The following is a 23386-nucleotide window of genomic DNA, read 5'->3' on the forward strand; positions in this document are numbered from 1 at the left end:
AAGTAGAATGGAAAAAATATCGCCCTATCCATTACCGATAGAACTCCTATTACCGATATCCATTGCAAACTGGCAGGCTGATTGCTCACGTATAGCATTGCTCATCCATGATATGCAGCACTATTTTCTCAATTTTTTCACGGCGAATACATCACCTGTAGCACAGGTTATTGATAATACGCGTCATTTGCTGAATGTTGCCCGACATCTACAAATCCCCGTGTTTTATTCTGCTCAGCCGGGAAATATGACTCCCCAGCAGCGAGGATTGCTGCAAAGTCTATGGGGACCGGGTATGCGTGCTAGCCACGAACACAAACAGATTGTTCCACAACTAGCACCCCAGGAAGGTGAGCATATTTTAACCAAATGGCGTTACAGCGCGTTTTTCAATTCCTCATTGTTGTCTACGCTGCATAGCCTTAAACGCGATCAGCTCATCATATGCGGTGTTTATGCTCACATCGGCTGCTTGTGCACAGCACAAGAAGCTTACTCCAATGACATCGAAACCTTTTTCATAGCCGATGCCGTTGCTGATTTTTCTGCAGAAAAACATCGCTTAGCGCTAGAGCTGGCAGCAGAAACTTGTTCCGTAGTGTTATCCACTCAACAGCTCATCAACATCTTAGAATAACGCTCTGTATTAAAGGAGATAATGATGTTATCTACCAATAAAACAGCACTCACCGCTTGCAGCATCGCTGAACTCCCAGTTTATATCGCCAATCTCGATCACCCCTTTGCTTGTATTTATCGTCCGCAAGTCGATATGGCTGATTCGGTGTTATTCCTTGAGGGCAATATTGAGCAATTTCCTTCCCTCTCTGATTTAACCCTCGATACCCCGACGATAGACGCTAACATCCATCAGGTGTCGCAGTTGGTGCTGCTACCTTTTAATCAATTAAAGGAAAAGGGCTATGCTTGCATTGATGACCACGAACAGGTGATCGTTATGCACATTGATAAACTGGCATATCATCCTGTTAACTAGTTTATAGCAGCCATCGCCAATTACGATATTCAGCCGCAGAATCTTCGTTTCGATCTCGATGATCAAGAGTACGGTGAGATTGTCGATACCGTAATTAACCAGGAAATCAGCGCCGATGAAGGCAGTAATTTCGTTATTTCACGCTGATCTTGATGGTTTTAGTATCAGACACGCGCTGAGTTTATTTAAACGATTGGTACAGTCAGAATGTGGAGCTTACTGGACATGGCTATTCTATACTGGCAACCGCTATTTTATTGGCGGTACACCCGAAAAACATATTGAGGTTAACCAACAGTCTGTATTGACGCAGTTTAGAATCATCTTCCGATTTTCCCTGATGTAATTTGTCCAGCGCGGCTTTGTTCGCACCGCTTTTATCAAAATGACTTTGTTTTGTCCGTGTTGGATTATTGCCTTTTTAAAGACACGCAATGTGACCTCTTTATTCCTATGATCTGTCAACAGAAAATAAACGTGTCACCGACTGGGCTTACAGCACAGTCGTAGTGATAACAATTTCAGACGTTAATATTCTGCTGAATTTTAGCTGGAATTGGTTCAGTAAGTCGTTCTCCATCACCGATGCATTGTAGGCTGCCCTATTAACCGTGGCTCAAGGATTATGCGAGGTCAGCCATCTTTGGTGTCCAGCCGGAGTGCAAACTGTGTTATAGGCTATGCTTGGGAACCCGCTTTAACTCGGTGATAAAGAGGTTCTATAACCATCTTTGAATATGAGAAACCCAAAAAATGTGGCTCTGGTTGCCTGTATGTGTAAGCTGCTGACTACCTTGAATGCGATGGTCAAAAAGAATGAGGAATAGGATGAATCGTATCATCAAATTGCTTCATAAAAATATCGTTTAAGATAGTTACTCAATAATTAATCCATCAGTTTCTCTTGGTAATCACACTAATATAGGATAAATAAATGAGAGTTTATATTACACTTTTACTTTTTCGCCTCCGATATTATTCTAATGTCACATCTGAAATACTTAAAAAACGTATGAGTATCACGCTATTTTTTCTTTTAATTATTTCTCCTGTGGCAATGCCATTTTTATTACAGATGCGTCTGTTAGCAACTCCTATTTTAGTATTAACTGATGATCATAATATTTATCATGTGCTATTTATATGGTCTTTATTATCAATTTTATTCATTATTATTTGTAGCATCCAGACAAAAGGTATTAGTGGAGGGAATTATCAGAAATTTCTAGAGATTTTACCAATTAGTAAAAGTATTATAAATTCATTGAATTTATCTTTAATATTTATTATTGATATTCCCATTTTTCTACCATTTTTTGCTGCAATGTTATTTGGTAATGAAGGAGGTTTATATAATATTGTTTTTTTAGAAAAAGCAATAACAATTATATTGTTAATGATATATTTTTTATTTTTTCAATTGGTTTTCCTCTATTTACCATATTCTTGTTTAATTGTTTTTTTATTATCATTACTTATTCCTTTTGTAATATCCATCACATCTTTGCTCACTATGAAAATATTTTCATTTATAATGGTGTATATATTTATTTATAAGATTAAAAACTTTCCATTTATTTCTTTTAAAAAAACAAAAATCCTGAAAATAGTTAACCCAAATAAAGGATTTGAATTAAATATCGGAATGATATCATTTTATTATTTGTTTAGTTTGAAATATATAAATCAAAGAATAAATTTATTTGTTCTTTTAATTATTCCCATTTTAATACTTTCATTATTAAATTCCATGGGATTGAGTTTCTCAGTTGTTATTTTACTTGTTGCATTTTTTCATGTAATTCTCATGTTTCAAATATCAGCGCTTTTATATACAACAATTTCTTTGCATATGCCGATGCTTGGATTATTCAAGTCTTTTTGTATATCAGAAAAAAATATTTTATCTGCAATTTTAAATGTTTTGTCAATAACAATGATTGCATTAACCATTCCTCTTGTTATAACTTTATGTGTTAATAAATTAACATTTATAGCTATTTTTATTTTACCAACAACACTTTTCCTATTTAGGATTATCTGTATTTTACAAAAAAATAGATCTGGATTTATTTTTAAATTTTTACTATTCAATATATCAGTATTTACTGTATGGGAAGGAAGTTGTTTAATACATAATTTAAGTTAATAAAAGTCGTGTTTCCCCCAATAATTAATATTGTGATAAACACCTCTCTGTTGATGTGCAAAATTACCCCGATGACGTCCAATGGGAAAGAGCAAAACACCTGGGTGTCACGCAGTCAGATATCTGTCCAAGGCCCTTGCTGTTTTTCTTCATTAGCCGTGTATTGTTCCACAGGTGTAAAGCCAGGTCTGATAATAATTTCAAATTCATTAAAACAGTATCCAGTGGGTAATGTATGGGAGAGACAATGACTGTCATTATTATGAGAATTTATTATGGTGGATGTTCTCTTAATCGCACGTTTTTTATTCCATGAATTGGAATTGAAACTCACCCTGTTTGAGAGATACCTGTAGCTGATGGTATTGTTGACCACTGGCGCTGGCAGAAAGCAGATGTTGACTGATTTGTGGCAGTAAAGTGTTGGTCAGAATAGCATCGACCATCCGACCTCCTGATTCGATTGCTGTACATCGACTAACAATATGTTTAATCATGGCCTCATCAAAAAAGGCTGTAATATCATGATTTTTAAGTAAGCGTTTTTTGATCCTTTCCAACTGCAAATGAACGATATTCGTCATTACTTCATCACTCAATGGATAGTAAGGAATGACCAGTAACCGTCCCAATAAAGCGGCAGGAAAGGCTTTCAGTAATGGTTTCCGCAGCGTAACAGCGAGTGTTTCTGGATCGGGGATGGAGTCCTGTTGTATACATAGAGAACTCACTAAATCGGCACCAACATTGGATGTCAGGATAATGATAGTATTGCGAAAATCAATGTGGCGGCCCTCACCATCTTCCATCCAGCCCTTATCAAAAACCTGAAAGAAAATCTCATGGACATCTGGATGCGCTTTTTCAATCTCATCCAGTAATACCACACTATATGGGCGACGGCGAACTGCTTCGGTCAATACACCGCCTTCACCGTAACCAACATAACCTGGTGGAGCGCCTTTCAATGTGGATACGGTATGAGCTTCCTGAAATTCACTCATATTGATGGTAATTAAATTTTGTTCACCGCCGTATAATGTTTCAGCCAATGCCAGTGCTGTTTCAGTCTTACCGACTCCGGATGGCCCACATAGCATGAATACACCAACAGGCTTATTGGGGTCATCCAGTCTGGCCCGCGAAGTGCGAACCCGTTTCGCAATTAATTCCAAAGCATGATACTGACCGATAATACGCTGATTGAGTGTATCGGCTAATTGTAATACGGCATCAATTTCGTCTTTTACCATGCGACTGAGAGGTATTCCTGTCCAATCAGATACAACGGCGGAAACGACATTGCTGTCTACTGAGGCAAAGATGAGGGGATTGCCTTCTTGCAAGGCATGCAATTGCTGATGTAGTTCTGTCAGCTCTGCATGCAGAGCGTTGATATCACTGTGTTGCTGTTGTGAAGCCTCGTTGAGCTGGGTTTGCAGATGAATAATTCTGCCAATCAAAGCAAGCTCTTGCTGCCAGCGATTTTCAATCTGAGTTCGCTTCTCTTCCAGCATTGAGAGTTGACTGAGAATGTTCTCTGCCCGCAAGTGATCGCTGATACCAATTTTAGATTCCCGTTCGGTAATTTCTAATTCAATCTTTAATGCATCTATTTGGTGACGGCAGATTTCCAATTGGGGTGGTTCGGCATGTTGGCTAATTGCAACTCTGGCGCAGGCGGTATCCAGCAATGCCACGGCTTTATCGGGCAGTTGACGGGCAGGAATATAGCGATGAGAAAGACGCACAGCTGTTTTAACGGCTTCATCCAGTAAAAAAACATGATGATGTTCTTCAAGTGAATTCACCAGACTGCGCAGCATCAATAATGCTTTCTCTTCATCTGGCTCGTGGATTTGGACAACCTGGAAACGACGGGTGAGAGCCGGATCTTTTTCAATATATTTCTTATATTCTGACCATGTGGTGGCACCCAATGTCCGTAACTGACCCCGCGCTAAAGCAGGCTTTAACAAATTGGCCGCATCGCCGGTTCCTTGTTGCCCGCCTGCACCAATGAGGGTATGGATTTCATCAATAAATAGAATAATGGGAATTGGACTGGATTGGACTTCATCAATCACTTTGCGTAAGCGGGATTCAAATTCTCCCCGGACACCGGCACCCGCCTGTAACATACCAATATCCAATAACCAGAGTTGGACATTTTGCAAAGGAGGAGGAATTTCGTTTGCCACAATTCTCAATGCCAGTCCTTCAATGACGGCAGTTTTGCCGACTCCGGCTTCCCCTGTCAGCAGGGGATTGTTTTGACGGCGGCGCATCAAAATATCGATAATCTGACGTATTTCCTCATCACGTCCAGAGACGGGATCAAGATCACCATTGCGCGCCCGGGCCGTCAGCTCTTGACCATATTGCCGCAAGGCACTGTCAGAGGAAGGTTGGATTGTTGACTGAATATTGTTGGGCAATGAAGCACTATGCTTTGTTGCCTCGTCACTGCTACCGCAGATAGCATTGAAATTATCGATAAGAGTATCAACATTGATCCGGTCAAATTGTGGAGAAATGGCTTTCAACGTATTGCGCAGATTGAAGGTTTTTAACATTCCAATCAACCAATGTGAACTGCGGATTTTGTCAACGCCAAATTTTAATGAACCATATATCCAGGCACGTTCTACGGCACTGTCAATGTGTTCAGAGAGATCAGTAATTGTGCTGGCACCACGCGGCAGGCGATCCAGTGCCGCAATAATATCCTTTCTCAGCTTGGGGTCATTCAATGCAAAGTAACGGATAATCTGTTGCAGGTCATTGCCTTGCTGTTGCATCAGTTGGTGTAACCAATGTACCAATTCGACATAAGGATTACCGCGCAATTTGCAAAATGCAGTGGCATTCTCCAATGAAGTGAATAATATCCGGTTTAGTTTACCAAAAAGCACAGAACGATTGATTTCTGACATAATATAACCCGCGCTAGTAGTTGTTTATGGAGTAATCTAACTAGAGACCAACCGTTTTGAATTCGTTCTGGGAGGATTCTGGTGCATAGATTAAATCAACATAATGAGTTCGTCGGGTAACTTTCCCAAGCCAGCTATTCAGACCCAACTTTATTTTTCCTGACAGGTGCATCTCTTTTATAGCTGTTTTATCAAGTATCAATTGAATATCCCAGGCGTACTGAATGCCCAGATATTGATGGACCCAATCACGCAATTGTTGTGATTTTGGTTGTCCGGGCAGAAATAAGTCATATTCTGTTTGGGTTAATGGCCCTATCTCAATACGGAATTTATATTGCATATCGTAGAACGCAATGCCCAAAAACGTAGATTGACCTAAGCGAGGCATATGACGTCCTGCTGCTAATTGTGTCTGATCCTGCGCTTCGATTTGCAGCCATTGCGGAATATTCTGGATAATCTTTATGGGTACTCTGAAATAAAATCGCAGGATTTTTTCTAGTCCTTCCGCATTATGCGTTTGACGGGCAAGGTTACCGGCCAGTGCATAAAGACCATGACTGCTGATCGTATTGAGATTCTGTTGGGCTGGCAGCCCCATACCGATTAGGCTGGCTAAGTAATGGCAAAATTGCTGATGGTCTGGTCGATCCAATGATGTTGTCGGCTGGGCATTAGCCCAAGCCCGGTAAAACAGAAGTATCAATCGGTGGTGAAATAAATTGGTAAAAGCCGCTAAAGTGGTGTCGTGAAAATTATATTCTCGTGAATGAGCATATTCAGTCAGATGCAGAGGCAATGGCCCATTAGGGCCGAATAATCCAAAACTATAAATAAGTATTTCATATAAATTCGAATTTTTTTGCTGTTGAACTTCTGAAATTGTAGAAGGGGCAAATACCATTGAAGCTTTTTGACCTAAACGCAAGGGTTCATATTTAGGTAATGGCGCAGTGCCCAGTTTGTAATACTCTCCATATTGGGCATCAATTCGGCGAATAGTCTGGAATAAATCAAATTTCCACGGAGTCTGAGTCAGTTGTTGCCAAAAGTTATCAGGTAAGCGACATACACGATGAATCTCAACGACATCTGTTTTCATGGGTATCTCTTTTATATTAATTTTTTGCTGCCCATGCGGGCAGGCCAAAAGCCAATCCTCCCGCGTTGTTGGCTATGCAGAGTCATTTCAATAAATGAATTTATAGTTACGAGACGTGAGAATAATTTTTCCAGAACACTACCCAAAAGCCACGGGCTGATGCCTGCAAACTCTTGCTCATCCACTTCCAGATTAATACTGATGCCACGAGCAAAGGTGATTGGGCCAGGCGCGGGTGCCCTGCGATAGACTTCCTTTAATAAACAGTGGCGTATTCCATTGATTTGGCGTACTACTGCGGGGTCAGAAAGATCGGAATAGAGACTTAATAACTGCCGTAGGGACTTGATTCCTTCTTTTGAATTTTTATCCATCAAGTTCATATAGTTAATTTGAAGTAGGCTAATTAGCGTCCATGAAACCGGACCTTGTGCCAGAGAAGGATGTGGAATGGTTGGCTTTTTAAGGAATACAATTTGATTGATAGGAATGGAGTCCAACATAGCAAAATGGTTGATATCCTGTTGTCGCAACATCACAGGAAGATCGCGGTTAGTGCACATGACATCAGCACTCAGATACTTTAATGCATTAGGCCATGGAGAGTTATTTTCATCGACAATCGTGATGAATACTTCTGTTCCAATATAACTGGTACGGGTTCCATAGTGATGAGCATGTTCAGATGAAATACGGGGATCACGACGCAGGGAGAAATAAGCACCATAATTTCCCTTATCGTCACTATTTGTTGACCAAAATGGACGAAATACATACTCTTCTTTGTTTTGTGCATCAATACCATGCAGGCATTGCACAGAAAAAATTTCATAATTCAGGGGTTGGATATTATCCACGACAAGATGATATTCGGTTGAACTTTCATCAATAGAGACACGTTCAGTTCGTGCTGGAAACAAATTAATCACGGGGGTACAGTTCAATGCCAGATAGGAGGCATCGACCAAATTTTCTAAGTTACTGTCAATTTTATCCAAAAGTAAAATCAGTTCAAATTCATTATCTTTTTCAGTTTTCTCCAACAGGGATTGCATACCGCTAATACTGAAAAACCGGAAACGAGATGGAAAGGCAAAATATTCTTGGAGTTGACGAAAACCACTAAAATTGCGGGAATCATTTGGCAGCACCGCCTGATCGTCTTTAAACCCTTCATGATAGGGTGAAAGATCAGGTAATACTTGATATTGCGGATTTTTTCCCAAAGTTTGGCATACCATGCCAACAGAATGCTCCATCATCAATTCCAGTAATTTCAGGGATTGAAGATCTGGGCCTGAAAGAAAGAATGTCAATTTATTTAGGTTTAATTCATTGAGGAAAAACTTTCCGTTGCAGGTAAGGCGAATGCGCAATGCCCTGACAGCGCCATATTGATGAAGATTTAAACCCACAAGAGGAATATTGGCAGGGATTTTGCCAAGCTCGACTTTTTGTAGTTTCAGGGGTTGTAAAATCACATCTTGAGTGGTGGAATATTGAAAATCAATACCTTCTTTCTTTAGTGTTTGGCAGAACATAATAGTACCACGTGGCACTAAAAATCCGTGGCTGATATCTCCTTTAGTCATATCAGGTCGGAGTTCGGCAATTGCCATTGAAGGTGTGGGAGAGAGATAATTGGGATACAGCATTTCCAGTAAGTGCTGAGAAAAATGTTGAAACTCTGAATCCATTTTTAATTGAATGCGGGACGTAAGGAAAGCAAAGCCTTCCATCAGGCGTTCAACATAAGGATCAGCAACATCTATGCCATGCATACCCAGACGGCTGGCAATCTTGGGATAGCGCTCAGCAAACTCTTTGCCCATTTCCCGCAAATACACCAGCTCACGGTTATAATATTCTAGTAGTTTATTATCCATAATATCCTTCACTTTTTATCCGGCATCTTTTATGTTGAAATGACTATTTTCTAGATCGATATCACTAAGGAACAGGAATTCAATAGGCCAGGGAACACACCATAAAAAACCTTTTATTTCGATGGATAATATATTGTATAGCGATATTGATACTTTATCAGAAATACAATTCACTTGAAGTTCATCGGGAATAATACGGGGTTCAAAGGTATGAATGGCCTTAATGATTTTCTCTTGGATATCATTCCACTCAATTTCAGACATATTCCTGCCTGCTAAAGGTGTCAGGCCAAAGTTATAAACGGAATGACATATTTCTGGAAAAAAGAGCATTTTATTATCAGGTTCTTTATTTAAACTGTTAAGTAACCACTCTAGATCTCGTAAAATATTTTTTCGCACTGCATTGTTTGATAATAGATAATTGCTGGATATTTCTCTTTTCTTATCAGGTTCTTTATCTGTGAGTTTGTCAAGTAAAGAAGGCTGCATTCTGTCTTGTGTTGTTATACGTGCTGGTGGCCTGCGTGAACGATAACCGCCATTCAGTAAAGTTATGTTGTCATTCATTGTTTATCCATAACAATTGTGATGAAAGATAATGTTGTTTAAAAATAAAAAATGACAAGATTGGATTATACTTTTTTATTTCTCTGTTTTATTTTTAGAGTCCTTATATCGATTGATTTCTTCTTCATAAGTTTGCCGGAAATTTTCATCAAATAAGGAATCACTTTGTTCGAGTTCATCGACTGTTTTTTGATAATGTTGGATAAAGTAATCCCATAAAGCGGCTTTATAGGTTGATGATAATGACAAGCGGGGAAGCCCACTTTCGTCACGTGCTTTTTGTTCAAGAACAGAAGGCTCTAATGGTTGCAAAATATTTGCCTTGATGGTGCGTAATCCTGCAATCATACCTAATTGATGCGCTTGCAATTCTATTAAAATATCCCGCGTAGCCTGTTCTGGTGGCATAAAACCCGGCATATAATCACTAATTATTTGAATCAGTACCGCTTGACCAGAAGGCAGGAGTTTAAAAGGATTATTGGCATCTGCCATAATTTGGGGCACATCCGCATTAACTTTGTGTCTCAGCAGAATACGTGAAGCGTTTAGAGCCATAATTCCTTGGGATAATTGACTGAGTAATTTTCCCAATTTATACATAACATGTTCATCAAATTCTGGTTTTTGGATATGGCTGAGTCCCATACCGTCTAATAAGGCTGTCAGTAATTTACCTTCTAATTTAATGCCTTCTGTTTGAGCGTGAGGAGAGGAGGTCGTATGTGTCATTGGGTCAATATCAAGGCGCCGTGGATCACCATTACTATGATAAGAAGGTAAATAACTGACACCATCTTGGTGATTAATTGGGTCTGTCGTACTTCTGGTTGTTTCTTCTGTTGCGAAGAGCGGAGGCAAGGACGAAGAAGAGGGTGGTACAGAATACAATGAATTATCCTGATTGGGAGTTTCTTTTGATTCATAATCCGTTGAATTATAACCAGTCATATTGTTCTGGGGTGTTATTGGTTCTGCTTTGTCCATTAGCTGACTCAGGGGATCATTAATTTTAATTTTAATATCCTGAGTATGTTTATCGGAAAAATCATTATTTGAAAACAGCTTCAGGGGGTCAATTTCTTGCTTATCTCTTCCGTTTTCATATGGATAATTTTGTTCTAATAATGCACTGGGAGTGCTATCGCTCAGAATATTTCCTTGTTGAAAGTTATTGTCTGGCGTAAACATTGTGACGGGATCTGTAGCGCGTGATTGTAAAGTATCAAGGTTTATCTTAGTTTCCATTTGTTCGAGTGGATCAATGGGATTGCGCTCCTGATGCTGTTGGGGTTTTATTAGCGGGTTATTGTCATTTAATTCTTGACGATTTTGCAGGGGACTTTGTGCTGATCTTTCATCGGGTGTTGTGAAGATATTTTCCAGCCCCTCCCAAACTGCATTAGGGATATTTTCTGGTTGATTGGACGATGGTTGAGTTGGATTGAGTGTGCGGGTTATAGCCAATGGTGGTACACTTTGTTTGATATTCACAACCTGGATTTGGTAATCGCCAATGCCTATTATATCACCATCTCGGACTTCAATCTGACGGTCTGGTGCCATAGGCATTGTATTCAGTAAAACCTCTGAAGCAGTACCGCGATTGGTAATATGGCAATTGCCGTCAGCAGAAACAGATACAATGGCCTGCAAATGGGCTATGGTCTGCTTTTCATCAGGTAGAACCCAGTTATTGTCTGTGCTGCAACCGATAGTGCCACCAGGAGGAATAAAATCATAACTGAGTTGTGGAGGCTGATTTGTCCCGATATTTTTAACAATGGTGAATCGCATAGTTATGGATACCTATTGTTGGTGGAATAACCCCTCTGGAATTCAGTGAGGTTATTCGATTAGGAGTTATTTAGGTTACTTTGCCTGTTGTAGCATCCCATCCGTATTTGACGGCAGGGCTTGATTTACCATCTCCTGCTTGGCTGGAGTATTCTTCTTTATATGAGTTAAAGACAAGGGAGAGAGCGGAATAAAAATAACCACCCCCGAATGTCAGTTGGGATTGTGCAACAAAAACCTTTGTCATAGTTAATGTATACCAAGCTGCTCGTTCGCCTCCTTGGCGAAGCACAATAAGTGTACTCTTATCAATATGCTGTCCTTTTACGATAAATTTTCGCAGGGAGATAGCAGATTTATCGAATAGAATTTCTAAGGACAGACCCGAAACTTGTACTATACCGCCGCCTAATCCGCTAACTTGAGGTTCATAATTAACACGGTTACTCAGTTCAAGTGAAAATGATCTGACGGCTGTCTGATTTTCATATGAAGTGGCTGTAGCTTCACCTTGGATGTCAGTAAAACTAATGAATGAATCAATACCTGTACTAGACATATTCTTTTACCTTAATAAAATTAAATAAACTGATGGAATTTAATAAATTTGTATTGAAATTTTGTGTAGAGATATATAGGCATTTAAATGTTAATAATTTAAATGTATTAATAAGGAAAACAGTATTTAATATTGAGTTAATCTTTTTTGAGTGAAGGAAGTTTAGATACCAGCCGCAGCGAAACAGTCAAACCTTCTAATTGATAGTGGGGGAGCAGGAAAAATTTAGCATGATAATGTCCTGGATTACTTTCGATTTCTTCTATATGAATTTCTGCCGCTGCTAATGGTTTTTCTGCTTTAGTCGTTGTTGACGAGTTTATTGGATCACCGTCGACGTAATTTATAATCCAATTATTAAGCCAGCGTTCCATATCTTCACGTTTTTGGAATGATCCAATTTTATCGCGCGCAATACATTTCAAATAATGGGCAAAACGACAACAAGCAAATAAGTAGGGTAAACGGGCTGCAAGATTAGCATTGGCGGTGGCATCCGGATCGTAATATTCAGCCGGTTTCTGAAGTGATTGTGCACCAATAAATGCGGCCATATTTGTATTTTTACGATGTAATAATGGAATAAATCCATTTTTTGCTAATTCAGCTTCGCGGCGGTCGCTAATCGCAATTTCTGTGGGGCATTTCATATCCACTCCACCATCATCGGATGGGAAAGTATAACAGGGCAGATTTTCCACGCTTCCACCAGTTTGTACTCCTCGGATAGCAGTACACCAACCATACATTTTATATGAACGGTTGATATTAACGGCCATGGCATAAGCAGAATTGGCCCAAGTATAGTTACTGTGGGTCGGGCCTTCGGTATCCTCTTCAAAATTGAAATTATCTACAGGGTTGGTTTTGTTGCCATAAGGTAGACGAGAGAGAAAGCGCGGTAACGCCAATCCCAGATAACGGACATCTTCTGATGAGCGTAAACTACGCCAAGGGGCATATTCAGTATTTTGGAAAACTTTGGTCAGATCCCGGGGATTAGACAACTCTTGCCAGGATCTCAATTGCAGAACACTTGGCGCAGCGCCTGTAATAAATGGACAATGTGCCGAGGCGCTAATTTGTGACATTTCACGTAAAACTTCAATATCGGGAGCCGTATGATCGAAATAATAATCACCAATCAAACAACCATAAGGTTCTCCGCCAAGCTGACCATACTCCGCCTCGTAAATTTTTTTAAAAATAGGACTTTGATCCCAACTGACACCTTTGAAACGTTTTAGGGTACTGCTCAACTCTTTTTTAGAAAGGCACATTAGCTTGATTTTCAGCATTTCATCAGTTTCTGTGTTGTTACACAGATAGTGCAGGCCACGCCAGGCTCCTTCCAGTGACTGAAATTCATCATGGTGTAAAATATGATTGATCTGTTGTGACAATTTTCTATCGATTTCAGCAATCAAGGACTGAATCGTGCTATAAGTGTCATCGGAAGTTGTAATTGTGTTTTCCAATGCTTGCTGTGCCAGCGTGGCTACGGCATTTTCGACAGCGTTGCGGGTCCACTCGTTTTGTGGACGAAATTCTTTGTTCAGCAGTGCACTCAGTTCATCAGGAGTATACTCTTTGGGCATCTGTTCTTGCTGGCGTTCTGCGTCGTGTTCGCTTGTGTTCATTGATTATTCCTTCTTCTCTGTTCCTTCTTTAGTAGTATTTTCTATTTCAGTAGAACTTTCTGTAGGATGTGGTGCTTCAGACAATGATTTAAGCAGGGCAGGATTTTGCAGGATCTCAGCGATCAACAATTCTGCACCATTTTTACCATCCATATAGGATAACAAATTTGTCAATTGAGTTCGTGCTTTCAGTAGGTTAGCCAATGGTTCCACTTTTCGGGCAATGGCATCAGGCTGAAAATCGTCCATTTGTTCAAATGTCATCTCAACATTGAGTTTTCCATCACCTGTCAACGTATTATCTACTTGAAAAGCCACGCGTGGCTTTATTGATTTCATATGTTCATCAAAGTTGTCAACATCAATTTCCATAAAATTGCGTTCGCCTACTTCGGGCAAATCTTCTACGGGTTTACCTGCCAAATCGGCCATCACTCCCATAACGAATGGCAACTGAATTCTCTGCTCTGAACCATAAAGTTCAACATCATATTCAATCTGTATACGAGGAGGTCTATTTCGAGCAATAAATTTTTGTCCACTTGATTTCATGATAGCTTCTCCATTATTTGGCGAATTAGATTAATAAAAAATAAACAGCTAATTGCTAATTAAGGTTGGAGGTTAGGGTAAATAACGATTAATAAAAATTTGAATCATTTGAATCATTTGAATCATTTGAATCATTTGAATCATCCTGTTCATTTGGATGATTTGAATTATCCGAGCGCCCAAAAATGACTTCGAGTTGATTTAATCCATTTGGGGCAAGGTCATAAACAATATCAATAAAGCCACGATCAATGAGACGTTGAATACGATCAATCATGATTGGAGCTGGATGGCTTGGTTCATGCACCAGAAAATAGTTTTTGGCTTTTTCTAACAACATACGTGCATCATCACGGCTTCTGGCTTCAATGTTATACCCGTTAATAGGCGTTTCATTTTTTGGATATCCTGAGGATGGGAGATCTTTTTGCTCCAGGCCTGATATTGGCTTAACTGAATTGGGATCGATAGACTGTTCATCAATGCTAATTTCTGACTGAGATGAAGGGCAACATTCAATCACCTGCTCCAGATTTTTTAAAAATCGTGATATTTCAGGAATACTGTTTTCTGACATTTTTTGGCTAATAATATTGAGTATTGCAATAAGGTGATCATGAATATTCATTATTGCCATCATCTCAGGACTATTGGTATATTGCTTCAATTGTTCCAATAATCGAGGACGCCCGCCAGTATAACCACTGATTTGGGTTATTGAACCATTCAGTAATGAGTAAACTTCCTGTAAAGATAACTCTTCCGAAGTATTCTTATTTTTCAACAGAATGCAATGCTGTGCCTGCAATGTGAGGGGAGAGTTATCTTCAATTACGGACAATATATTAAGGCGAAATAAAGGGTCATATTCTCCTTCAAACTCTAATTTCGGCCAAACTTCATCCCAATAACGTTCTAACGTTTGCTTGAGTAAATTTAAGCCATCTGCGTAACCACATAATCCCCGCATTTCTAACCATGATTGTGTTAATGGAATGATGACACGAAGATCTTTGGTACGAGTTAACAGTTCAATGGCTTGTTTTTCCACCTGTAACCAGTTGGGAGGTTCCGCTGGAATAGTGATATCACCAAACTGCTGTTCTACTTTTCCAATTAAGGAGTTTTCTAATTCCATAAATTCGATATCGTATTCCAATTCTTCTCCGCAAGGAGACTCTTCACTGATTGGCTTGAGTAAGGCATCAATGTTCATGATAATTTTCTGCTCATTTTGATGATTAAATACGTGACCAATCTTTATAGTTTGGGGCAGGTGAAATCGGGTAGCTGAAACGGGCTGAAAATGCTGTTTGGCGTAAATTCCAATGAAACATGATGACCACTAATACTGAATGTTGCTCGGAAACTCACATTATCGCTGGAATTTGGGTTCTGCTTGGTGCGTTTTGCTTGATCCAGAAAATGGTTCAGTGCCCATGGGCTGGTAGAGTTGGTTAGATTAGCAGTTGTGCCATCTGCTAAATTTAATTGAATATGAACCTGATTTGTTCCGTTGGGACCGGGCCAGTTGAGTAAGCGTGAAACGGGAGGGCCGTGGCTATATTGCAATTGTTGGCCATCAACATCCAGTATCATACTCAATATGTTGTTATCCATATCAATTGTGCGGACAAGAACATGGAATGAAGGTGAGAGTTGCCCGTTGGTAAAAAAGGTATCACGAATAATCTGAGCCTGTTTAAATGGCTCTAGCAGATTTTTACTGTTCGGTAATGCTTTTCCATTTGCACCCAATATAAAGTGCCATTGGGGTTGGGTGGTATCGACTTTCCCGGCAAGATTTTTTAGGAAAAAACTGTCCATGATACCGGTTGCGGGAGCGAACATCCGAGCCATGTCATCAGGCTTTACCTCATTACGTGCACCTTGTGTCAGTGGGTAGCGGTTGGCAATAGCTTGATGGCAAAAACTGCTAACTTCAGCAGCAAGGTGTTTGCTTAACTGCTTTATATCACTGACCTGAGTATCTTTGCTGGCACCTATTGCCAATGCGTGAATCATGTTTTTAAAAGGGACAGGCAGGCTTTCAGACGACTTTTGCAGTAGTGTGATGATTTTATCTGGCGGAATAGGCATACCCATATTGACAGCATCTTGCACTGAATTTAGGTATTTATTTAATTCATCGATTTTTGTTAGCACTTCATCAAAAGGAATTTGTTTATTTTTTCCATCAGGGCTTTTAGCCAGATCAATGATTGGAGCAAAGTGCTCTTTCAGTGTTTGTTCTGGCGTAGGCTGATTATTATCGGGTAGAAGTTCTTTATCAGGTAGAAGTTCTTTATCAGGTAAAAGTTCTTTGGGTGCTAATTTTGTCAATGAACCGTTTTTTGCCAGTAAACCGGGCCTACTGCTTAATATACTACCGCTGATTTGCTTGGTCTTATTACTGGTTATTCCTTCATCCAGGGTGACATTTTTGCTGATATTGATTAGCAGATTGCGCATGGGAGAACGATTAGAAGAAAGTAAGTGTGCCATGTTGGCACGCTGTTCCAGACTGTCGATATCATTCAGTTGAATATCGGACAGAAAAGTATCCCACTGATAAATATAATCTCTGATATAAAGTAATCGTACTAAAAGAGAGATAGCTTTAGCTGACTGCTTTCGTTCATAAATATCAAGTACCCAATTATCCTGATCGTAAAAGGTATCAATAAGAGTATTCAGCTCTTTACCAACACCTGCTTGATAACCAGCAGGAGTAAAAACTCCGGGTATACCATGGGTTATCGATACACCACTAATACGTGAAAAAGTTAATTCAGCCTCAGAGCCAGCTAGTGTAACTAGATTTACAGAGGGAAAATTCCGATTGTTCAGTAAGTTATTTTTTAAATGAGTATAGATGAACTGTGCTGGTGGAATATTGTTGAATTGAGCTTGTTTTTTTACCACTAATTGCTCATCACGAACAAAGGGTGAAGTAACAACTTGGTTGTCCAGTAAATATTTTAGATGCTCATTAATTTCACGTAATTGTTCTTGGGAAATGCCTGATGGTAAATGTGTTTGCAAATATTGCATTACCCAATTATGTAAGAATTTACCGTCATAATGCCTGGGCTGATATAACATTTGATAAGCTTTCAATGTATTATAATTGTCGAGAATATAAGTGTTATCAGTATTATTACCGTTACCTTGATTTAGTTGTAAGGTTATTAATTTTACTATTTTCGGTAATATTAATATTTGTAGCGATTTTTTGTATAATGACCAACTTGCGTCATTGACTTGTTCACCACAATATAATCCCATTCGATAGGATAGAGGGGGATCATCAAGAGAAAAATGCTTGCTGGCTGCCAAATTTTCCAGATTATTCAAAATAGGTAGTAAAGCATAAATATCGACATCACTACTGCTTTTTGTCAGCTTAGCACTTTTTATTAACTTAGCACTTTGGTTCATAATTGAGGGAATTTTGGCCTGTATCTCCATCAAGTAATGTTTGTTGTTGCTATAGCTGGCAAGAAACAAAGTAATAACGAAACCTAAAATCGCAGCCAGAACAATATAGCTTAGTCCACTCAGCAGTCGGTTACGATATATCCACCAACGGTTATAACTGGCAAGTCCGGCTTCTTTAAAGATACTCACCAGTAAATTTTTCAGAAAATAAACCTGATAAAGGGGAGGTTGAGCAGGAAAATTTTCATTGTTTTTATTTTTCCAAGACAGAGAGTCACTGTCATTATCAGTCGGTAATTGGAAACTGTGGTTAAATTTTTCCATTACACAATCAAATGGCACACCTTTCTGTGTCCCACTACTGAAGTAAAGCCCGCGAGGGAAATAAGGTATCTCAAATCCTGATTTAGCGAATGTGATTTCAAGATACTGTGCAATCAATGGACGCAATACGACAAATTCCTGAGGAAACAGATAACTTTCAGCGCAATGTCGGGGAGCATTCTGGTGCAATAATATATTGGGTAATTCCGCCTTTAATCGGTTTTGTAATAAATCATATTGTTGTTCAAAATATTCGTTTAGGCTCCAGTCAATTTTATTCCATGGAAAGTTAAAACCCCAAATTTGTTCGTGTTGTGCTTTATTAAGATGGGAGAAATAAGCACTAAAACCTTTCAATAAATCGGTTTTAGTAATGATGACGTAAATTGGAAATTGAATTTTTAATCGTTTATGTAATTCTGATAAACGTCTGCGCAGCGTATAAGCTTGTTTATCACGTTCTTCCTTTGATGAATTGAGTAAATCTGCCACGCTGATGGTCATAATGACGCCATTGAGTGGTTGGCGTGTTCGATATTTTTTCAACAGATTGATAAAACATTTCCATTCACTGGCGTCTTGTTCGTGCTGTATGGTATATCGCCCATGAGTATCGAGTATAACGGCTTCATTGGTGAACCACCAATTACAGCTATTACTTTCTCCTCTCAGATTATAGCGCGCTGATTTTTCAAAATGATCTGACAATGGAAAATGCAAGTCAGAATTTTCCAGAATAGTCGTTTTCCCTGATTGGGGAGCACCAATAACGACATACCAAGGTAATTGATATAAATATTGACGATTAAGAAAGCACCGCCAACTTGGTTTATATTTGATATTCAGACTATAGAAGTATGCATTTTTCAACAATCGTGCGGCATCAGAAAATCGTTCTGATAATGTTGCATATTGCTCATTTGGGGTTTGTTTGCTGTCAGAGTGTTTTTTTTCATCATTGTTCTTACTCAATTTATCGGATAGTTTTTTATTCAACCATGCCTGATATAAGCGAGGGATTAACTGAATTAAAACCCAGATAAAGAATAATGAAATAATGCTAATGATTCGTACTGTTGTTGATTCAAAAGGTATTGTATTGCCAATAGAGGTGATTGGGCCTATAAACCAGATAATGGAGGAAATAGCGGCTATTCCGATAAAACTCCACATTAACCGACTAGCAATGATAGAAATAATGGCGTTTAGCATATTTTAGTTTTCTCACTCCGACTGATTTATAGGAGAAACTAACAGTGTGATTTCTACTCGTCTGTTTTTAGCTCGATTATTTGGCGTATTGTTTGGTACTAAAGGGCTACTGTCTCCCCTTCCTTCTGTTCGGATCCGTTTTGGTTGATCCAGATATTTCTGGAGTTCTCTTTTTACTGATTTGGCTCTGGACAGTGATAATGCGTAATTAGATGGAAAGCTAACGCTGTGAATAGGAAAACTATCGGTATAACCAATAACTAAGATTTCCCCCTTGAAATTATTCATTGCCTCAGCAATATGCTTGATAACATCCAGATAGTGGTTTTTAATTTGAGTGGAACCCATATTGAACAGACCATCACCGTTCAAAATCACGGTACTCCGGTCAGCGAGATCTGTCACAGTGAGCAATCCTGCATTACTTTCGTTTCTCAGCCTATATTGCAGATTCAAAGTGGGTGATATAGAAGGAGAAATGCGATCATCAACTGATACATTAGGTAAATTAGTTTGATAGATAGTTGTTAATATTGAACTGCTTATATCGCCTAATTGCCAATTTAGTCCAATATATAGGATAGATATAAGAAAACCCATAACTGCTATATAAGCCCATATAGGCAGAGAGTGTTTCCTGAATTTGTTCGGTGCTGTGATACTCTGTAACGTCGGAGATAATTCTGGTGCACAGTTACCACGCTCTGAATGGAGTAACTGAAACAGGCGTTGCTTGACGGTTTCTAGCTGTGAACGCCCGTTATCCATGACACGGTAGCGCCCTTCAAATCCAAGCTGGAGGCAAAAGTTAATGAGTTCCAACAAAAACAGATTTTCTTTGGGTTTTTGTGACAGCGTGGCTAACAATTGGAAAAATTTTTCACCGCCCCACGTTTCATTATGAAACGTCACCAGTAACCCACTGCCCGGCCAGACACTGCGAATTCCCCAAGGGGTCAGTGCGGCGGCTTCATCCAATGCGGTACATAAGCAATATCGTGCACCGATGATAACTTCATAAGGAAGTTCAGCATACTGGCATTTCACTTCAAAATTCCGAATTTCGTCGATCAATTTCTGGCGTAAATCCGCAGGGTTTGGATGAGTTGTAGAATGGCGGATTTGAGGGATACTGTTTAACAGAGGATTAGCAGCTGTAACTAATGGATTATCATGAACATTACTGGAAAGCACTGCATTCTTCTTTGTGTTTTTTGTATATATCATATGTACCACTGCCTCTATTTGGGCTGATTGCGAATAGCCCAAAACTCCATGTGAAGACCGGGAAAATCACCTGCCAAATGTAATGCAAAGCCAGAGGATTTCTCCATTTGATTCCATATCTCGCCATCTTTTTCTAATTCAAAGTATAAATAACCTGAATGCCAGGGAATTTGTCTGGGAACGGATGGCATTGCACGTATTGAAATACCGGGTAATTGTAACTGAACCAATTCACGTATGCGGCCGACGGGGGCGATTTTCATCTGTGTCGGAAAACGATTAACCAGTGTTTCGTTGGGAACATCGGCATAGACAGCCAGTACAAAGCTGAATGTATTCAGTATATCGGCGTCTGGTATAGTGGCAACGTTCAGACCATGAGAGTATTCGGTCAGGGGCAATAAAACCGTATTTTTTTCCAGAATGATTGATAACCCCTGACGCAGTTGGAGCATGAGAAGATTAAAACAGACCGTTAAATTGTCATGATCATAAACAGGGAGATTTTCTTCTGGTACTCGCATTTGAGAAAAACTTGCCAGTTCAGCGGAAAATTGCAGCCATTCACTGAACAATCGTTCTGGATGCAGCAATCGTACGTTTTGTATATGATTTATCTGGCCGCTATATCGGTTAAGCAGTGCCAATAAAAGAAAATCCATGACTTCCGAATCGTTGCGCTGTCCGGGCTGTAATAGATGATGGTTTATCATCTTGCGGCGCTGTTCCAGCAAACCTTGTAAATCAGCAATAAAACCAATAATTTTCTGATGCGAATGACAATTGAGCAGGGGAGGAATAAATTGTGGATCAAGATGTAATTCATTGTTCTGAGTTTTATTCACAATATGGATAACATTCAGTGAAGTCCACTCTGGTGTCAGCTCAGACTCCAGCATCAACCGCAGTCTCATCCGCCCAAATTGCACTGTAGCACTTCCGACTGACATGGCATTAAAATCATTGACTTCCGATTCAATACTGACAAAACGTGCTAAGGAATCTTTTTGCTCACTAGAAATGATTTCTTCTCTTCCTCCCCGGAAGACTGGCAACGCTAATACGACATTTTCTCCTGTTTGGTTTTCAGCAACCTGTAACGGTGCCGGAGCAGATGTTCCAGTAAAACTAAAGGGTGTTCCATCGGGAAAAATTCCGCTAGCTGAGGAAACCATGACTTTACCTTGCTCAAGGAATGATTGCTCTAACTCGAGCGTCAAGAAGCCCCAATAATACGGAGTCTGAGCCATTCCCCAATCACGAGTATAAGCTTCCAGATAGTTTTCAGCTTGTTGAAAATGATGGGGACGTAAAAACATGCCTTCTGTCCAGATAACTTTTTCTGATCTTTTCATGCAGTTCCCTCTTTTCCTTCTTTGTTATCTAACGCTAGTTGCATTTATTATTGATGGCATTTAAGCCATTCGATGTGACTTGAATACATATACTCAATTCATCTGGCGATGAGGCCCAAAATTCGTAAAAAGAGGGTTGTTCAGGCACGGGAACCGGAAATGAGATGCGCCATTTTTTCCCGTTCAACTGTTTATATTCAGCAAAAAGGCCGATATAACCGGCTCCCGGCATATTTTTTTCCAACAAAAAATACTTATGCTGGAAAGGGAGGAAAAAAAATTGGTCGTTATTGAGCAGCTTATCGCCCAGAATAGTTTGAGCATTACTCTGTAGGGAAAAAAAATCAGCAGACATAAATTCTATTTTTGATTTCAATAGAAAAACGCGTATTTTCAAAGGAGCTGAATCATTTACTTTATTTTTAGCTTCGAAAATTAATTTATAGGACGGCAATACTTCCTGTTTTGGTGACGAAGAACATCCTGTCAATGTTATTAAGGAGAATGTTATTAAAGTAAAAAACAGTAATACTATCCTTATCCATTGCGTTCTTGGAGAATATAACAAAGTGAGTTCAGGCCCCCAAAATATCGACTTTGGTTTGACTGGGGGCTGTGCGTGACCCGACAGCATTGGTTGAATTCTGCATTGTAGAACTTGATACTCTGGTTGCTGGTGAGCCTTTAATAAGAACACTATTAGCACCAACCGTATGGCGTGATGGACCCATCACTGTTCCTGAAGTGACACCAAGATTGACACCGGCGTTATCTCCGTTTGTCATAACAATAGTTGTTCCTATGTTATGTGCCGGGCTGCCCATAAAAAGTATCGTGGACGTACTGGGACTGATACCACTCGTGCCCTGTGCGGTATTCACATACGTGACAGGCACTGGCGCACCGGGAGGAGCCGGGGTCAGGCAGATATCTGGTGTGGCCATATCTGTGCCACCGCCTTGAGTATTAGCATACATAACATTGCCTTCTTAATTGAGATAAAACTCTAGCCAATGTGGATCTGCTCGGCATCGATTTTGGTGATTGCTTTGGCGGAAATCACCGTGTTTTGAGCATGCAGGCGTACATAGTTTTCAGCCTGCACATCTAATTGCCCTGCCTGAACTTGTTCTGTTTGCCTTGTATGACGGAACAGGCGGTTGCTTAATTGGGTTATGGTTTGCCAAACAGATTCAAATTGATTGCCTACGATCCTTGTCATGGAGACCCAGGCGGATAAGGATTGACCGCTATATTGCATTTCATTGACGTGGCAGTTCCCATTGTCAGCGGTGATATTCAGCCCATTACTGTTCAGATCCAAATTTCCTTGTGCTGTAATGGATAAATCACCCGGAATATTGATCTCTGCTGCATTTTGTTGTTTTGCCCGCTCCAATATAGCCAGTACCCAGAGTTGTTCATCAGTCTTTATAATCAACACAGTGTCTCCCATCGCTGGCGTTAATAGGCAGCTAACAGCTCGTCGGCAGTGCCAACCACGGTTTTTGCTTTCAACCATTAAACTGCCGTCCTGAAGGATATTTATCACTTGGCCTGCAATCTGTTGTAGTGGTTCCGTGGCAAGAGTATATGAAGAAAGAGCATAAGAAGACTTCGTCATATCGATTCTCCG

Annotated in this window: 19 protein-coding genes and 2 pseudogenes; 5 read left to right on the forward strand and 16 right to left on the reverse strand. The window is 39.7% G+C overall.

Going from position 1 to position 23386, the window contains the following annotated elements:
* Nucleotides 1-7 precede the first annotated feature (7 nt).
* From AACQ81_RS03480 to AACQ81_RS03490, 3 genes are all read left to right on the forward strand, one after another.
* Nucleotides 8-637, forward strand: a complete 630-nt coding sequence (locus AACQ81_RS03480) for an isochorismatase family protein (RefSeq protein ID WP_237386317.1) — start codon at nt 8-10, stop codon at nt 635-637.
* 21 nt (nt 638-658) lie between these two features.
* Complete coding sequence (locus tag AACQ81_RS03485) at nt 659-997, forward strand: hypothetical protein (RefSeq protein ID WP_339353377.1); 339 nt, start codon at nt 659-661, stop codon at nt 995-997.
* 115 nt (nt 998-1112) lie between these two features.
* A complete protein-coding gene (locus tag AACQ81_RS03490) occupies nt 1113-1343 on the forward strand; it encodes a hypothetical protein (RefSeq protein ID WP_237386319.1) in 231 nt (76 codons plus the stop codon).
* Here the strand turns inward: AACQ81_RS03490 and AACQ81_RS03495 are convergent.
* Nucleotides 1281-1474, reverse strand: a pseudogene (locus AACQ81_RS03495) (IS6 family transposase); the annotation flags it as partial. The gene AACQ81_RS03490 and the pseudogene AACQ81_RS03495 sit on opposite strands and share 63 nt — an antisense overlap.
* 457 nt (nt 1475-1931) lie before the next feature.
* On the opposite strand from AACQ81_RS03495, the gene AACQ81_RS03500 reads away from it, so the two are divergent.
* Together AACQ81_RS03500 and AACQ81_RS19655 are read left to right on the forward strand one after the other, a co-directional pair.
* On the forward strand, nt 1932-3146 hold the full coding sequence (locus AACQ81_RS03500; protein WP_237386320.1) for a DUF6136 family protein: 1215 nt from the start codon (nt 1932-1934) through the stop codon (nt 3144-3146).
* A 34-nt stretch (nt 3147-3180) separates the two neighbouring features.
* A pseudogene (locus tag AACQ81_RS19655) lies at nt 3181-3378 on the forward strand (hypothetical protein); the annotation flags it as partial.
* Between the two features lie 73 nt (nt 3379-3451).
* Here the strand turns inward: AACQ81_RS19655 and tssH are convergent.
* From tssH to AACQ81_RS03580, 15 genes are all read right to left on the reverse strand, one after another.
* A complete protein-coding gene (tssH, locus tag AACQ81_RS03510) occupies nt 3452-6082 on the reverse strand; it encodes a type VI secretion system ATPase TssH (RefSeq protein WP_237386321.1) in 2631 nt (876 codons plus the stop codon).
* A gap of 40 nt (nt 6083-6122) precedes the next feature.
* Nucleotides 6123-7187 (reverse strand): type VI secretion system baseplate subunit TssG, encoded by a 1065-nt coding sequence (tssG, locus tag AACQ81_RS03515; protein ID WP_237386322.1) that lies wholly within the window; start codon nt 7185-7187, stop codon nt 6123-6125.
* An 11-nt stretch (nt 7188-7198) separates the two neighbouring features.
* A complete protein-coding gene (gene tssF / locus AACQ81_RS03520) occupies nt 7199-9073 on the reverse strand; it encodes a type VI secretion system baseplate subunit TssF (protein WP_237386323.1) in 1875 nt (624 codons plus the stop codon).
* Between the two features lie 15 nt (nt 9074-9088).
* Nucleotides 9089-9643 carry a type VI secretion system baseplate subunit TssE gene (tssE, locus tag AACQ81_RS03525; protein WP_237386324.1) on the reverse strand — a complete coding sequence of 185 codons (555 nt, stop codon included), beginning with the start codon at nt 9641-9643 and terminating at the stop codon, nt 9089-9091.
* A 75-nt stretch (nt 9644-9718) separates the two neighbouring features.
* Complete coding sequence (gene tagH / locus AACQ81_RS03530) at nt 9719-11440, reverse strand: type VI secretion system-associated FHA domain protein TagH (protein ID WP_237386325.1); 1722 nt, start codon at nt 11438-11440, stop codon at nt 9719-9721.
* A 70-nt stretch (nt 11441-11510) separates the two neighbouring features.
* Nucleotides 11511-11999 (reverse strand): type VI secretion system tube protein Hcp, encoded by a 489-nt coding sequence (locus AACQ81_RS03535; protein WP_237386326.1) that lies wholly within the window; start codon nt 11997-11999, stop codon nt 11511-11513.
* 137 nt (nt 12000-12136) lie between these two features.
* Nucleotides 12137-13597 (reverse strand): type VI secretion system contractile sheath large subunit, encoded by a 1461-nt coding sequence (tssC, locus tag AACQ81_RS03540; RefSeq protein WP_443089532.1) that lies wholly within the window; start codon nt 13595-13597, stop codon nt 12137-12139.
* A gap of 45 nt (nt 13598-13642) precedes the next feature.
* Entirely contained in the window at nt 13643-14191 is a 549-nt protein-coding gene (tssB, locus tag AACQ81_RS03545) for a type VI secretion system contractile sheath small subunit (RefSeq protein WP_237386328.1), read from the reverse strand.
* Between the two features lie 88 nt (nt 14192-14279).
* Nucleotides 14280-15407: a type VI secretion system protein TssA gene (gene tssA / locus AACQ81_RS03550; RefSeq protein ID WP_237386329.1), complete on the reverse strand. Its 1128-nt coding sequence runs from the start codon at nt 15405-15407 to the stop codon at nt 14280-14282.
* A 44-nt stretch (nt 15408-15451) separates the two neighbouring features.
* A complete protein-coding gene (gene tssM, locus AACQ81_RS03555; protein ID WP_237386330.1) occupies nt 15452-19168 on the reverse strand; it encodes a type VI secretion system membrane subunit TssM in 3717 nt (1238 codons plus the stop codon).
* Between the two features lie 12 nt (nt 19169-19180).
* On the reverse strand, nt 19181-20395 hold the full coding sequence (locus AACQ81_RS03560; protein WP_237386331.1) for a DotU family type VI secretion system protein: 1215 nt from the start codon (nt 20393-20395) through the stop codon (nt 19181-19183).
* Between the two features lie 14 nt (nt 20396-20409).
* The gene (gene tssK / locus AACQ81_RS03565) at nt 20410-21750 is read right to left on the reverse strand and encodes a type VI secretion system baseplate subunit TssK (RefSeq protein ID WP_237386332.1); all 1341 of its coding nucleotides are present in this window, start codon (nt 21748-21750) and stop codon (nt 20410-20412) included.
* A gap of 34 nt (nt 21751-21784) precedes the next feature.
* Nucleotides 21785-22384, reverse strand: coding sequence for a type VI secretion system lipoprotein TssJ (gene tssJ, locus AACQ81_RS03570; RefSeq protein ID WP_237386344.1), 600 nt, complete (start codon nt 22382-22384; stop codon nt 21785-21787).
* Nucleotides 22326-22727, reverse strand: coding sequence for a DUF4150 domain-containing protein (locus AACQ81_RS03575; protein WP_237386333.1), 402 nt, complete (start codon nt 22725-22727; stop codon nt 22326-22328). The genes tssJ and AACQ81_RS03575 overlap by 59 nt, the downstream gene beginning before the upstream one ends.
* Nucleotides 22728-22756: 29 nt before the next feature.
* Entirely contained in the window at nt 22757-23374 is a 618-nt protein-coding gene (locus tag AACQ81_RS03580) for a DUF3540 domain-containing protein (RefSeq protein WP_237386334.1), read from the reverse strand.
* Nucleotides 23375-23386 lie beyond the last annotated feature (12 nt).

It is taken from the genome of Xenorhabdus sp. Sc-CR9 (assembly GCF_963897815.1).
Lineage (GTDB): Bacteria > Pseudomonadota > Gammaproteobacteria > Enterobacterales > Enterobacteriaceae > Xenorhabdus.